The sequence below is a fragment of the Methyloversatilis sp. genome (assembly GCF_030698125.1).
Classification (GTDB): domain Bacteria; phylum Pseudomonadota; class Gammaproteobacteria; order Burkholderiales; family Rhodocyclaceae; genus Methyloversatilis.
In genome coordinates this window covers 164,194-177,600 of record NZ_JAUYNV010000004.1, presented here as the reverse complement: position 1 = coordinate 177,600, position 13,407 = coordinate 164,194, and the positions used below count along the sequence as shown (strand labels likewise).

The window sequence follows — 13,407 nt, the reverse complement described above, 5'->3', positions numbered from 1 at the left end:
TCGCGCTGCCCCAGCCAGTTAGAAAAGCCCACCTTCACCCGGCGTGTAGTTCGTTATAACGAGCTCCCGGCTTTCCGACTGCGCGCCGTGTTTGTTGGCGACGCTGTATGTGATGCCTAGGTCGAGCATCTGCAGACCTTCAAACGCGCTGCGGATGTCGGGGTGATCGTTGATCGACAACATCACGCGGCCTTTGCAGGTGCGCATGGCCTCCGCGAGATCGATGTATTCCTGCCAGGGAAACGGGACGCCATAGCCTTCGGTCTGCCAGTACGGTGGATCCGCATAGAAGAAGGTGTGCGGTCGGTCGTAGCGCTGCAGGCAGTCACGCCACGGCAGGTTCTCGACGGTTGTCCCGCAAGCCAGCCTAAGGTGCGCTGAGGACAGGTTTTCCTCGATCCGCAGCAGGTTTACCGTCGGTGCGGTGGTCGCAGTACCGAACGACTGACCATCGACCTTGCCGGCGAACGCATGGTGCTGGAGATAGAAAAAGCGAGCGGCTCGCTGGATATCCGTGAGTGGCTCGACTGGCTGCGCCTGCAGCCACTTGAACACCTGCCGGCTGCTGAGCGCGTACTTGAACTGCCGGACGAACTCTTCCAGATGGTGTTGCACTACCCGGTACAGATTGACCAGCTCGCCGTTGATGTCATTGATGACCTCGACGCGCGCGGGCATCGGGCGCAAGAAGTAGAGCGCTGCGCCGCCGCAGAACAGCTCTACATAGCATTCGTGTTGTGGAAAGAGCGGGATGAGGCGTTCGGCGAGGCGGCGCTTGCCGCCCAGCCAAGGGATGATCGGGGCTGCTGTCATGGTGCACTCCGTGCGTGATAGCCTTGCTCCGCCGTGATCACGGTGGCGGCGCCTTGGCTCGACGCAGGCTCACCCCTGCTTAGGGCGGCCGGTAGCGTGTTAGCGCACGCTACTTGCCGCGCCGTTTCTTACTCGATAACTGGCGGTACAAACACCGGCAGCTCGGCGACCAGATCCTCTTCGGTGGGCACGGCCCGCTCTGCTGCGAGTACCGCGGCTAAAACGCCATAGCCGTGAGCCCAGACCAGGCTGCGCCATGCACGTAGCGCGGCACCCTCAATCTGGAATTTCGGGACAATCGGTTCTTCGGCGTAGGTCACCGCGGTGAAAATGTTGTCGTAGGCCATCGTGCGCGCCTGGTCATCCAGATGCCTCTGAATGACTGCTGTCAGACGGATCTGGATCTGCTCCGGTGACTCGGGCTCGGGCTCATCGGGCTCAGGCTCTGCGACGAGGCCCCAGGCGCCATCGATGAACGCTGCGAACATGCCCTCGGGCGCAGCGGGAGGTTCAATCTCAGTCGCAAATGCCGGCACCAAGTACGTTTCAGGGTCTTTGGGATCTGAGTCCGCACCTTCAGCCTGCAGGAACCGGCCGGTCAGCCGGTCGTAGTGATAGATCAACATCTCGACTCCTCAGTACTTGATGCAGATCAGCGCGGGTGCGTGACGCGGGAAGCCCTCGGTCGCCCCGGTGGAATCTGTGTTGCTCGAGAACGCACTACCGCCAATTGACGCGGCAGGCAGACCAGTGCCGCCAGTGTTGTTGTTGGACGTCTGGTACGAGTGGATGTGTGCCTTGATCTGGGAGTCTCGGTATTGACCGATCAACACACCGGTGTTCGTTTCGTACGACGATGATCCGTCGTGAAAGCCGCGCATGAACAGCCCGCGAAAGTCGGGGATGCGGAAGGTCGTTGATCCGTCGCCTTGCGAGAAGCTGCCTGGGCGACTCGCCAACCAAGCGGCATCAGTCACGTAGTTTCCTGATGCCACTGCGTACGCGAACAGCGCCGCATAGGTGGTGCGCGACAAAATCGAGCCATTGGCCTTCAGCCAGCCCGCAGGCGGAGCGGTGGCCGGAAACGAAAGGATGGCACCGGTGGGAACGGCAGCAGCCGCGACCAGCAGCACGAGTGCCTGCCGCAGCTTCGTGTGGTCGGTCGCGGATCCGGTGAGACCAGCCTGCTCGATCACGTACATCAGCTCTTCCTGCACGCCGTTGAACCACTCGAAGCCCGGCACGGTGGCCGGCGTACCGGTGCCCGGGTTGCCGCCGGTGAAAAATCCGGGCGATCCCGCGCCGGCTGGTGGGGCGGGCAGTGCGACAGCCGCGGTTGATCGGGTAACGCGTTGCATGGTTCAGGCTCCTACTGGTAAGCGAAGATCAGCACGCCATGTGCTGGCGCGTAGCGGCTCAGGCCGCATTCGAGGCGTTCGTTTCCCCAGACGCGCAGTGGAGTGTCTGCGTCGTCTTCGGTCGTGAAATCGCGGATGGTGTCGAGCGCGCTGGTCACCTGCCACGCGAGGCGCCAAACCTCATCGAGCAGCGCGTCCTCGCACGCGTCTTCGCACGTGTGGACATCGAACTCGGTGACGGTGACGGCGTAGCCCATGCGCGCCGCAAGCTGCACGAAATACGCCGGCGTACCGCCGCCCTGTGCTGTGATGCGCTGCACGACCTGGTCGCGGCGTTCCGCGAAGCTCTGACCGGCACCCAGGCAGGTGTCCGGCAGGCCGGTGGCGCGCTCCCAGTCAGGCAGCAGTGCTGCCGTCGTGCGCGGGTCGGATTCAGTGAGCAGGATGCCGGCCTGCGCCTGCGCTGCATCGAGCACGCGCGCCTCCGCGTCAAGCTCAGCCGCGAGGCGCGCGCCTTCTACGTCATACGGCGCCGGCATCAGCAAGCGCAGCAGATCGGCATGCATCATGTGATCGTCACCGTGCCCAGCGTCGGGATCTGCACCGAGACGCTGTTCGCCAGCGTCGTCACGTTCGCGGCCGGTGCGGTGAGCGTGAAGTCGGTGACGCCGGCCGTGTCGGCAATCAGCGCAGCGATGCGGGTGCGTACCACCGTGCCGCCAGGCGGCAAGGCGGCGAAATACTCGGCGAGCGCCTGGTTGATCTGCGCGGTGGCGGTGATCAATGTCGTGCCGGAGAGCACCAGCGCGGCGGTAACTGCGACAGGCACTGCTGCCGGGGCGATCACGATGCAGTCGGCGGTCACCGGGCGGCGCGCGTCGATGTAGGCCTGCGCATCGGCCACCAGCGACGGGCTGGGCAAGCCGCCGACTGCCATGATGGCCACGTCGACAGACCCGATACCGCGGCGCAGCGGCAGCACCCAGGCGCCGGCGACGCCGGGCACTTCAAACGCCCATGCCTGGTAGTCGTGTGCCGCGCCGCCGTGTGGCGGGTTCTGGATGCGGCGCAGCAGGCGCGCGAGCATTGCAGCGTCGAGCTCGATGTCGGCACCGCCGGTGAGGTCAGCAACCAGCAGTGCGTTGACCTGCACGCCGGCTGGCGGCGCGCTGATCGTGAGGGTGGCTGCGCCTGAGAGATTGCCGGCCGCGCCAGCCGCCACTGCTTCAATCGGCACATCGATCGTGCCTCCACCACCAATCGTGCCGCCTGCGGTGAGCAGGTAACGTGTGCCTGCGGCAGTCTGTACCTCAAGCCCGGCTGCGATCACGCTGCCCGCCAGCCCGGTGATTCGCAGCGTGCCGGTCGCACTCGACGCCGGCAGGCGCTGCAGGCCGAAGAGCGAAGCCCAGCGTTCGAGATATTCGGTGTCGGCCGTGTCCGGAAGTATCTGGCGCGCGATCCACGCCTGGTGCTGGTAGAGCCCGGTGATTGCGCTGGCCACCGCGGCGGCGCGCACGTACCAGTCGGAGTCGACCGACACGTCCGCGTCGACGAGCTGCGCGCGAACATCACGCAGAAGCGCGTCGCGCACGTCCTCGAAGCTCGGCAGCGCGATCGCCATCAGTGCAGCACCTGCGAAAATGCGTAGGACCACTGGCGGCCCGTTGAATCGATCACCTCGACGGTCAGATCCACGCGCCCGCCATTGATCTGCGCACGCGCAGAAACCGACTGCGCCCGGCCGTCGCGCACCAGGTCAGCCAGCGCCGCCTCGGCGTACTGCTCTGCGAGCACCGCGATGCGTGGCAGAGCCTTCTGACGCTGCAGCTCGTGCAGGCGAGATCCCACTTCAGGGCGCGCCCACCAGCTGCCGAGCGGCGTCATGATGCGCAGCCACACGGCGTTGCCGAGGTGGGTGATGCGGGTGCCGTCGTACAGACCGGTAGCAGGGTCGATGCGGGGTTGCATGGGGCGGACGTTACGCGCGCGCGCGTGGCTGGCGCAGGGTGAAGGGCTTCATACGGTGCTGTCTGGCCCGGTCGTAATCGAACCGGTTTCCGTGTGCTTGTGGCCGTTGTAGGCCGCGAGGAACGCATTCAAGCTGTACGGTGTTGAAGCGGTTCGCACCTGCACGTCCTGACTCACCTTCACGATCGGCGCCGTGAGCTTGATCTCACTATCCGCCGTGACTTCCAGCTTGTCGCACTTGATCGCGACCACCCGGCCGGCTTTCAGATGCACGCTGCAGTCGGGCTCGGTCAGGTGGTAGAGCGCCACTTCGCCTGGCGCGACGAGCACGCGATACGTGCCGTGCTCACTGGCGATCACGACCGACTGCGCAGTCTTTCCGCCGATCGGCAGCACGATGACCGGTGTGCCTGCGGGCAGGCCGCTCACCAGCCCGGCCTGCTGCATGATCTCGACGTCCACGAGCTGCTCGTCGGCGAGGCCTTCGGCGCGGGCCAGCATCGGCCCGGCAGCGCGGTGGCGGTAACTGCCTACCACGCCGCGAAACGCCTGGCGCATGCCCGACAGGGCGCGGGAAATCTCGCGGCGCACGACATCAACCGGCGTCACTGCGCTGCCTCCGGCTGGTTGGATATGTCGAGCACCGCGCCGGGCACCGCGTTGCGGCCGCGCCGATGGCGACGCTTGTGTGGGTGGGCGTTCACGATCCACACGCTGTCTTCCTTCAGCGTCAGCACGGTCTGCGTCGGCAGACCTCGTCCGCCGGTCATCCTGCGTGCCATCAAGAAGTAGATGCCCTGCAGGCCATACAACGTGCTGCGTACGGCCACTCGCATGCCCGGCCGCCAGGGCTGGCCGTGCGCGGGCTGACCGGGCGCGTTGATGAGGTGACCTGGCACCGTGGCGCGCAGCTCCCAGCGCACCAGGCGTGAATCCAACGTGAGTTTTCGGGCGCGTTCCTGCGCGTGAGCTGCGGTGTCCGACTCGTGATCGACAACCACGCGGGGCCGATAGTGGCGCACGCTCGGATCGTTGAAGCTGGCGCGGATGCCCGCGCGCGCCTGGCGCAACTCGCCGCCGCCGTGCGTCTGCGCCAGCACGGTGACCGAGCTGTGCGACAGCGACAGGCTGTCTTCGAGATCGAGTGACAGCACGTTGTTCGCGCGCCCATCGGACTCATAAATTAATGTGGCCACCGGCGCTGCCGAGTAGTCCGGCCCGCCCACCACAAGCGTGCCGTCCGGCTCGAACCACGGCCACAACCCGTTCGCCACCGCCGCGTGCGAAAGCGCATCCCAGGCGGTGTCGCCGGGTTCCACGCTCACCTTTTCACGGCGCAGGGCATTGTCGGCGTCGATGCGGATCTTCGTGATGCCCAGGGGCTTCACGATCTTGGCCACCACCTCCGGTAGCGTCAGGTTCTGCGCGGTGAAGATCGGTGCCGAGCAGTCGAGCAACTGGCCCGAGTTGTCGCGGCCGTCGATGGTCAGTTCAACGCCACCGCGCCGGCTCCGCAGGTGTACGGTATCCACGCGGCCAACCATCACCGGGTCATCACCCACCCGTAGCTCTACAGGCTCACCCGAGCGCACCGCAGTGGGAATGGTGCCGGAAGGGTCGAGTGCCAGCGTCACCGACCAGGCATCAGCCGGGGTCAGCAGGTCGCTGTCGAGCTCGTAGCGAAGCCAGTCAGCGTGGGCAGCGCCTGCGAGCAGCAGTGAGACGCGATCGTCAGTCATGCGCGATGCTTGCGTCAGCAAAACTCATAACGCTCGCTGAACTGATTGTAGGGTCCGTAGTAGAACGCATTGACCGATCCCTCGTCTTCTGGCCAACCCATCATGTAGTCACGCCCACTCTCACCAAAAGCTTCCACGATGAGCACGCCGAGCGGTCCATTCGGGTCGGTGTAATCGACAATTTCCGGGTGAACGCGCCCGGGCAGGTCCGGATGCTCAGCTTCAAATTCTGCGTCGCAGCCTCGGTACGGTTCGCAAATCATGTCCAGCAACTCAATCGCCGTCTGATTCGTGCGCATCTTGAGTGCCATCTCGGCGGCCTTACCCATCGCAATACCGGCCCTGTGGTTTCCCATCTGTCTCGTCCTTCTCATCATCCAACGCCCCGCTGATAGGGCGAGGCATACCCGAAATCATTGCGCATACGCACTCAGCCGCTCACCCGCCCGCACAAACACCCGCCCGGCCACATCCGGGTTGAGCTGCGCCAGCTCGGCCCACCGGGTGTGGTCGCCGTACCACCAGTGCGCGAGCAGCTGCAGGTTGCCGGTGGCCGGGGCGATGCGTTCGATGAGCGGCGGGCGGGTGATGATCACGGCCTCGGCCGCGGCCTGAACGTCCGCGGCGAGGTTGCGCAGCGCCTCGCCCACGGCGTGGGCATCTTCGAGCGGCAGCGTGTTGCGGGCGCTGGCGATCGCTGCCTGCAACGCTTCACGGGTCTGCGCAGCGACAGTGGCAAGATCGCCTGGCGTGAGTGTCGCTTCATCGGATTCGAGTTCGAGCAGCGCGCCCGCCGCCTCGGCCAGCGCGATCGCGCGCTCGCGTTCGACCAGGTCGAGTGCCACCCACTGCGCCTGCGTGGTGGCAGCGATGTCGGTGCGCTGCGTCACCGGCACCGCGCTGCGCGCCACCACGGGCACGGCCAGCGAGCCGGAGCGTGCGCCGGCCGGGAAGATGGCGCGGCGGATGAGCGACCAGCCCGAGAGCGTGCCGCGCAGCCGATCGAGCGCGGCTGTGGGCGCGTTGGTCACGCCGGTGATCAGGGTTGTGATGTCGGCGGCCCAGCTGGTCGGGAATGTCAGCGCATCGAGCCCGGCGGTGAGCACGCCTTGAACCTGCCCGCGGATCTGACTGGTGATGGCATCAAGCTGGCCGATCACCGCGACGCGATCGCGCAGCGCGGTGAGGCGCTGCTTGATCGCTTCCATGTTCTTGCCGAAGGCAGCGACGCCGCTCTCGCGCGCGGCCTGGCTGCGCGTGGCCACGACCTGCGCGGCTTGCCGCGAGGTCGCTTTCGCGAAGAAGACAACCGGTTCGCCACTCTCGATGAATCGGATCGAAACCTCGCACGCGTCGGGCGACTCGGCGTCGTGCGTCACCTCGCGATCGGCGACTTGGGCGCGGGCGATGACGCCGAATACCGGATGCACCAGCTCGCCTGGCCCGGCAGCATCAAGCGCCGACAGCAACTGCGCCAGGCGCTCCTCGTAGTCTTCGCCGTAGACGACGGCCGTCAGAGCGATCTGCCGTGGGCTGGCGCCGTGGTCATCGAGCTGCGCACCATCGCGGTAAGGAAACTCGTACTGCACCACCGCGCGCTGCACGGCATCACGCGTGGTGCGCACTTCGAAGGCGACGCCGCGAAAGCTCGCATCCTGGAGCGAATTGACCCAGCTCATTGGCGACGCGCCTCGCGGCTGTTCTTCTCGTTGACCGAGGCGACGATGTTCCCGTCGACCACCGTCACCTCGACCTTCACCGGCTCCTTGGCCTGATTCAGAAAGTCGTACAGCAGCGAGCCGAGGCTCGTGTCTTCACCGGCCATCTTCGACGCGCCCCAATTGATGCCCTCGTTGATGAGCGTGCCTGCGCCGTAACCGAGCAGCCCTGCGCCGGCCACGCCACCCGCGGCCGTTGCGAAGGTCGCAGCGCTGCCGCCCCACGCTGCGAGCGGCATGCCACCGGCCAGCGCGGCCAACGTGCGCAACCTGCCGGCGGTACCGGCCGCTGCAGCACCCGCACCGGCAGCCCGGCCGAGGCCGCCCGCTTTCGTCAGCAAGCCAACGCCCGCCGCGACACCCGCGGCAGCGGCCAAGGCCGTCAGCGCCGTCGTGGTCGCAAGCACTGCAGCACTGAGGTTGGGAAACTGCTGGATCAGTGCGGCTGTCTGTTCGGCCATCGTGCCGAGCGACGGGTTGATGGTGTCGAGCGCGGTCTGCATGGCGTTTGCCTTCTCGGCAGCGAGCAGCTCGGCCTTGTAGCTGGGCGACTCGGCCATGAGCGCGAACGCGGCATCACCCGTGCCGGTGGCACTGCCGAGCTGCCCGCGGATACCCTGCATACTCTGGCGGTTACCCAGAATACCGACCAGCGCCATCAGGGCCTGGCGGTCCTGCACGATCTTGCCGATGGCGCTGCCCTGCAGCAGGTCGGCCATTGAGGTCATGGCGGCGCGTTGATCGTCACCGGTCGCGCTGCGCGCCTGGTCGCGTGCCTGAACGTATCGACCGTCGCGGCTGGCGATCTTATCCGTGAGGTTCACAAAGGCATCGAGCGGGTTGGTGCCGCGCGCACGTGCTGCCGCCAGAGAGCCTGACAGGTCGATGCCGAGCTTCTTCGCGTCGTTCGACGTGTCCTGACTGTTGATCTTCGCCAACAAGTTCACCAGGTTGTTGCCGGCCTCGTCACGTGTGCCGGCCGTAATCACTGAAGCCTGATTGGCCGCGAGGAGCGCAGCAAAGTCGCCCGTGCCCCTCATGCCCAGCGTGCTCGCTGCGGCCATCTGCTGCGGCAGCCACTTGGCCATGTCGCGCAACTCGAAGCCACCGAGCTGGCCAGCACGCATCGCCATGTCGAGCGTGTCGCTTGTGCTGCCGAGGCCGAACGTCTGACGGGCGCGGATGGCGATGTCCGCCAGCGCGCCGGTGTCGGCGCCCGAGGCGGTACCGAAGCGGTTGAGCGCCGGCAGTTCGGTCAGCGCGCCTTGTGCATTGAACTGGCCGCTGGCCACAAGTCGATCAACAGTGGCCAGCGTGCCTTCACGCGTGCCGCCGCCAGCGCGGATGGCGGCCATCACGCCGGTGTTGATCTGCGCCATGCCGGAACGGCGAGCGTCCAGGCTCTGGCCTGCGTACGCGGTATTGCTGACGTTGCGCAACTGCCGGTCGTAGTCCATGCCCTGGCGTATCGGGTCAGCCAGCACGGCACGACCCGCGGCGAGGCCGGCTGCACCTTGCCCCCAGGCACCCACAAAGCGGCCGACGCCGCGCGTGAGCTGCTCGATCTTTCCGGCGGCAGCGGCGGCTTCAACTGCGATCGAGCGAAACCAGCGCGGCACGCGCTCGTTGGGGCGCAGGTTGCCCAGGTTCCGGAACTGCTCGACCACGCGCGCCGCCTGCTGCGCAGCGCCCTTGCCTTCACGGCTGGTGCCGGCGAGCGCGCGCTCAACCGTCTCCAGCGCGCGCTTGGCGTTGGCGCTGCCACCGTCGCGGTAGCGCAACGTGAGATTGATGACCTGGTCTGTCATGGCTTGGGCGGTGCCTTCTGGTGCAGGCGCTTCTTCCAGTTACGTGATCGGGTCGGGGCAGGCTCTGCCGCAGGTTGCGCAAACGGCCCGGCCTTGCGGGTCAGCAGGCCGATCCAGCTTTCGATGGTGGCCTGGTCGGCCGTGCGGATATCGTCGAGCCGAAAGCCGCGCCCGACCAGCGCTACTTCGACGGCTCGGGTGTCGGCGAGGGCTCGCTCTCGCCGCGCTGCTTTTTTTTGATGACCTCGGACGCTGCCCGCAGCGACGACATGTCGTCCGGGTGAATGAGCTGAGCCAGGCGGCGCACCTCGGGCGGCTCGTTGCCGTCGATGCGATCGACCTGCGCGAGGATCTGCGCGTCGTCGATCGCCATCTGGTAGGCAATGCGGCCCGCGCCCGCCATGTCGTCGGGCATTTCGACTGCCGCCACGGCGACGTACACGTCCTGCAGGGTGGCCTGACGCAGCACGACCGTCTTCGCCGTGGCGCTCCACGGCGCCAGGCCGTACTGCAGCGGCACTTCTTCGGTGATCAGATCCATGCCGGCTTACTCCCGCTTGTAGTCGAGGGCGAACATCGACAGCGATCGCACCGCCTCGCCGTCGACTCGGTACGACGCACTCACCGATGTGCATGCGCAGCCGTAGTAGCTCTCGCGCTGATCGTCGTGGCCTTCGGGGTAGAGCGTGATCTTGGCGTCTTCTATCGCCGCCCAATCAGGCTCGCTGCCGTCGATCGGGATTGCCACTTCGAGCGACAGCTCGTAGGTGGTGAGGCCACGTGCGTGGCCGCTCACGCGCTTCTTGCGGTTCATGGTCATGACCGGCTTGCGGCCGGTGTTCTGCGAGGCGTTGAGCGACACCACCTCGATCTCGCGGCCATCAACGGTCAGCACGATGTGACCGGCAAACTTCTCTGCCATGTCGTTCCCCTTACACTTACAGGATCAGGTCGATCACGGCCGCGATGACATGCAGGCCATTGACGACATCGGTGGGCACCCGGACATTCACCCGGCCGATCTCGACGCTGTCGAGCTCGACGATCACGCCGGGAATGTTGGCCGTCACGTTCTCGACGATCTCGATGTCTTCGAGGCGCAGCAGCACGTCGATGACTTCGCTGCGGATGTCGCGCAGCACGCGCGCCGTCGCCTTCTCGCGCGGGAAGCGTGCGGTAATGCGCTGGCGCAGGCTGAAGCGCACGTAGTCGAGCGTGCGAATCGTGGTGATGTCGAGCCAGGCCGGGTCGGCGACCGCCTGACCATTGACCGTGTAGGTCGACACGGCACGTACCACGGTGACCCGCTCACCAGGGCTCACCTTCAGCGGCGTGACGCCGTTGTGCAGGCAGTTCTCGATCTCGGTACGGCCGGGGCGGCTGGCGATCGGCGGCACGTCCAGACCGATCAGTTCCAGGCCGTTCAGCGGGCGCGCGGGATCTTCTTCGAAGGCCGCGATCGTGGCCAGCGCGGCGGCGGTCTCCCAGGGTAGCGAGGCGCTGCCGGCCAGCCAGGCGAGCAGCACACGCTCATCGTTGATACCGGCGGCCAGCGCCACCGCGGCGCCGTAGGTGGCGTGCGTGGCCACGATGCCGATCGCGCCGCGCTGTTCCAGCGCATTGCCCACCAGTTCGAGGTGGTCGCGCAGCTTCGTGAGGTTGCCCGTGTCCGTCCAGGGCATCACCAGAATCTCGTCGCCCGCCGACTGGATGGCAGTGAGCGTGGCTGCGATGTCCGGGTTCGTTGCGCCGCTGGCCATCGCCACCACGGTTGCTGTGATGCCGGTGACGCCGGTCAGCGTGGCCGATACCTTGATGTCGTTTCCGGTCGTGCCCTTGTTCTTGGCGGTCAGCGTCACGACGCCCGACACCGCCGCAGCGGTCACCGGCAGATCCGGCCGGGCGGTGATCGCGGCGACCAGGTCGGCGGCGACTGCGGCGAGCAAGTCACCTGACTCGACCAGGACGTCGACCGACTGCCCGCCGATCTTGACCGAGAGCGTGCCTGTGCTGGTCGCGGTGCCTGCGATGGTGACCGTGCCGGTCGCCGCCACTCCGGCGCCGTTGTCGTCAACGGCGATCGCGGTGAGATCAACGTAGGGATTCGCCTTGAGCAGCGCGCGCACCATAAGGTGCAGATGAGATCCGGCGCCGAAGTAGGTGCTGGCTTCCGCATCGGTGAAGATCTGCGTCGGCACGCCGGCCAGTACGGTGCCTAGGCTGGTGCGCCCGCCGATCAGCCGCACCGTCTGCCGGTTGTTCGGCAGGTTGCGCAGCGCCAGGCGCGCGTTGAATTCGATGTAGGTGCCGGGCGTGCGAATGCTGCCGGGAACCTGCGAGAAAGAGACGTTCGGGCTCGACATCGGTTACCCCTTCGCTTTCGTGGGCGCCGACTTAATCGGCTTGGCGTCGGCGTCGATCAGGTCGCCGGTGACGAGCAGGCGCTCGATATGCGGCGTGCGCGCGATCTCGACCGGCTCATCGCCGGCTGCGGGGTAGTGCTTGCGCGGGTTGGTCTCGCGCGGCGCCAGGCGCTCGGGGGCGCAGGTGACGCGGACGGTGGTCTGGGACATGGGCGCCTCCGGGGCGATGTGACTCTGCGGTGCAGGAGCCCACATCGTCCGCGCGCGCGCGATGGAACAAGGGGGTGAATACCTTCAGTGGTAATCTCAAGCGGGGATTTTAAAAGGAGCGAAAATGAGTAATTACACAATCGTCCAGATCATTCCGGCGGAAGGCTGGGATGCTGCCTTCGAAGACGAGGGGAAAATGTTTTTCAGGCCCCTAGTGTGCTTTGCACTGACTACGACGGGCGACAACGAGAATCCTGCTGACGAACAGGTCAAGCCTATGTACTACGCGGATACCGGCATCGACTTTTGCGAGAATACCGGGAACTTCATTGGCATCGGTCGTCACGGCACAGGGATGGTCGAGCAGTAGCCTTCGGGCCATTGACCCGCATGACACCTACGCGGTCGGGTTGATCACTACATCCTGTGCGTCGTCCGCGCCATCGCCCGGCTGCAGCCTGTAGTTCAGTGCGATCTCTGTGATGTCCTGCGCGTCACCCGCCGCCACATCGGGTACCTCGAAGTCGTATCGAGTCGAAATCTCCAGCGCGAGCACTGACAGGCCGTTGGTGCCAATGCGCGTGTTGTACAGCGTGGTGACCCGGCCGGGTTCGATTGGCTCGCACTCGGCGACCAGGCCGAAGCCGGTCACCAGCTGGCGCACGTCGTCGAGGATCTGGTAGCTACCCGGCTCTCCGGTCACACCGATACGGGCGAACCGCTCGCCGCGCGCACTTCGGGTGCCGACCATCACCGCGCCGCGTACCGTGGCACGTCGGGCGCGGCGACCCAGGCGCTCTACCGTCTCGCCGCCGATGGTCACCCACACGGCCGGGAAGCTGCGGAAGTTCGTCCAGAAGGTATCGTCATCGAATTCGCCGCCGTAGCTGTCGATGTGCGCCAGGCGGTAGCCCAGCGCGCCGGCCGTCTGCGCAGCCTTGATGCGCGCGATGATCGCGTCCTCGATGTCGGCGTAGATCAGCATGGCAACGGCAGCTCAGCGCCGGTTGGCGCGGCTGAACGGGTTGGCATTCACTGGCGAGACGATCTGCACATCGCCATAGTGGGGCGAGCCTCCGCCAGATTCACCGCCGCTATTGCCCACGACGCCATCCGCCATGTCGCGCAGCAGCCGCGTGTAGTAGTCATGCTTCGCAGTGATGGGGTCGTTCTCGATCGTATTGGCACCAGACAAGTGCCAGCGGGCGATGTGGATGCACGCGGCCTGAAGGAAGTCGGGCTGCGCAGCGGCGATGGCAGGTGCCCGGTCGCCCAGGATAATGTTGATGTCGCCGCTGGCCAGGGTGAGGCCGTAGTCGATCCGGCCCGGCACTGGCGTGCCGGTCGCTTCAGGATCCGCGAGCGCCGCAGTTTCCTTGGCGCCGAGAGCGAGTTCGAATTGAAGAACACTGGCGTAAGGCATTGAG

General features: G+C 66.2%; 18 protein-coding genes. 1 reads left to right on the top strand and 17 read right to left on the bottom strand.

The window, feature by feature from the left end:
* Nucleotides 1-18 precede the first annotated feature (18 nt).
* The 15 genes from Q8Q80_RS01520 to Q8Q80_RS01450 form a co-directional block, all read right to left on the bottom strand.
* Nucleotides 19-813, bottom strand: coding sequence for a DNA adenine methylase (locus Q8Q80_RS01520; RefSeq protein WP_305631235.1), 795 nt, complete (start codon nt 811-813; stop codon nt 19-21).
* 128 nt (nt 814-941) lie between these two features.
* Nucleotides 942-1,439: a hypothetical protein gene (locus Q8Q80_RS01515; RefSeq protein ID WP_305631234.1), complete on the bottom strand. Its 498-nt coding sequence runs from the start codon at nt 1,437-1,439 to the stop codon at nt 942-944.
* 9 nt (nt 1,440-1,448) lie between these two features.
* Nucleotides 1,449-2,171, bottom strand: a complete 723-nt coding sequence (locus Q8Q80_RS01510; RefSeq protein ID WP_305631233.1) for a phage tail protein — start codon at nt 2,169-2,171, stop codon at nt 1,449-1,451.
* Between the two features lie 11 nt (nt 2,172-2,182).
* Nucleotides 2,183-2,740 carry a YmfQ family protein gene (locus Q8Q80_RS01505; RefSeq protein WP_305631232.1) on the bottom strand — a complete coding sequence of 186 codons (558 nt, stop codon included), beginning with the start codon at nt 2,738-2,740 and terminating at the stop codon, nt 2,183-2,185.
* Complete coding sequence (locus Q8Q80_RS01500) at nt 2,737-3,795, bottom strand: baseplate J/gp47 family protein (protein WP_305631231.1); 1,059 nt, start codon at nt 3,793-3,795, stop codon at nt 2,737-2,739. Before Q8Q80_RS01500 ends, Q8Q80_RS01505 begins: the two co-directional genes overlap by 4 nt.
* On the bottom strand, nt 3,795-4,142 hold the full coding sequence (locus Q8Q80_RS01495) for a phage GP46 family protein (protein WP_305631230.1): 348 nt from the start codon (nt 4,140-4,142) through the stop codon (nt 3,795-3,797). The genes Q8Q80_RS01500 and Q8Q80_RS01495 overlap by 1 nt, the downstream gene beginning before the upstream one ends.
* A gap of 48 nt (nt 4,143-4,190) precedes the next feature.
* Nucleotides 4,191-4,751 carry a phage baseplate assembly protein gene (locus tag Q8Q80_RS01490; RefSeq protein ID WP_305631229.1) on the bottom strand — a complete coding sequence of 187 codons (561 nt, stop codon included), beginning with the start codon at nt 4,749-4,751 and terminating at the stop codon, nt 4,191-4,193.
* Entirely contained in the window at nt 4,748-5,881 is a 1,134-nt protein-coding gene (locus tag Q8Q80_RS01485) for a phage baseplate assembly protein (protein WP_305631228.1), read from the bottom strand. Before Q8Q80_RS01485 ends, Q8Q80_RS01490 begins: the two co-directional genes overlap by 4 nt.
* Before the next feature lie 14 nt (nt 5,882-5,895).
* Nucleotides 5,896-6,237 carry a hypothetical protein gene (locus Q8Q80_RS01480; protein ID WP_305631227.1) on the bottom strand — a complete coding sequence of 114 codons (342 nt, stop codon included), beginning with the start codon at nt 6,235-6,237 and terminating at the stop codon, nt 5,896-5,898.
* A 57-nt stretch (nt 6,238-6,294) separates the two neighbouring features.
* Entirely contained in the window at nt 6,295-7,560 is a 1,266-nt protein-coding gene (locus Q8Q80_RS01475) for a DNA circularization protein (protein ID WP_305631226.1), read from the bottom strand.
* Nucleotides 7,557-9,407 (bottom strand): phage tail tape measure protein, encoded by a 1,851-nt coding sequence (locus Q8Q80_RS01470; protein ID WP_305631225.1) that lies wholly within the window; start codon nt 9,405-9,407, stop codon nt 7,557-7,559. The genes Q8Q80_RS01475 and Q8Q80_RS01470 overlap by 4 nt, the downstream gene beginning before the upstream one ends.
* A gap of 181 nt (nt 9,408-9,588) precedes the next feature.
* Nucleotides 9,589-9,948 carry a hypothetical protein gene (locus Q8Q80_RS01465; RefSeq protein WP_305631224.1) on the bottom strand — a complete coding sequence of 120 codons (360 nt, stop codon included), beginning with the start codon at nt 9,946-9,948 and terminating at the stop codon, nt 9,589-9,591.
* Nucleotides 9,949-9,954: 6 nt separating this feature from the next.
* Nucleotides 9,955-10,329: a phage tail protein gene (locus Q8Q80_RS01460; protein WP_305631223.1), complete on the bottom strand. Its 375-nt coding sequence runs from the start codon at nt 10,327-10,329 to the stop codon at nt 9,955-9,957.
* Between the two features lie 16 nt (nt 10,330-10,345).
* The gene (locus tag Q8Q80_RS01455; RefSeq protein WP_305631222.1) at nt 10,346-11,770 is read right to left on the bottom strand and encodes a phage tail sheath C-terminal domain-containing protein; all 1,425 of its coding nucleotides are present in this window, start codon (nt 11,768-11,770) and stop codon (nt 10,346-10,348) included.
* 3 nt (nt 11,771-11,773) lie between these two features.
* Nucleotides 11,774-11,980 carry a hypothetical protein gene (locus Q8Q80_RS01450; RefSeq protein WP_305631221.1) on the bottom strand — a complete coding sequence of 69 codons (207 nt, stop codon included), beginning with the start codon at nt 11,978-11,980 and terminating at the stop codon, nt 11,774-11,776.
* 124 nt (nt 11,981-12,104) lie between these two features.
* Between Q8Q80_RS01450 and Q8Q80_RS01445 the strand changes: the two genes are divergently transcribed.
* The gene (locus Q8Q80_RS01445) at nt 12,105-12,350 is read left to right on the top strand and encodes a hypothetical protein (RefSeq protein ID WP_305631220.1); all 246 of its coding nucleotides are present in this window, start codon (nt 12,105-12,107) and stop codon (nt 12,348-12,350) included.
* A 27-nt stretch (nt 12,351-12,377) separates the two neighbouring features.
* Here Q8Q80_RS01445 and Q8Q80_RS01440 read toward each other — a convergent pair whose 3' ends face one another.
* Nucleotides 12,378-12,965 carry a phage protein Gp37 gene (locus Q8Q80_RS01440; RefSeq protein WP_305631219.1) on the bottom strand — a complete coding sequence of 196 codons (588 nt, stop codon included), beginning with the start codon at nt 12,963-12,965 and terminating at the stop codon, nt 12,378-12,380.
* 12 nt (nt 12,966-12,977) lie between these two features.
* Nucleotides 12,978-13,403 carry a phage protein Gp36 family protein gene (locus Q8Q80_RS01435; protein ID WP_305631218.1) on the bottom strand — a complete coding sequence of 142 codons (426 nt, stop codon included), beginning with the start codon at nt 13,401-13,403 and terminating at the stop codon, nt 12,978-12,980.
* Nucleotides 13,404-13,407: the final 4 nt, after the last annotated feature.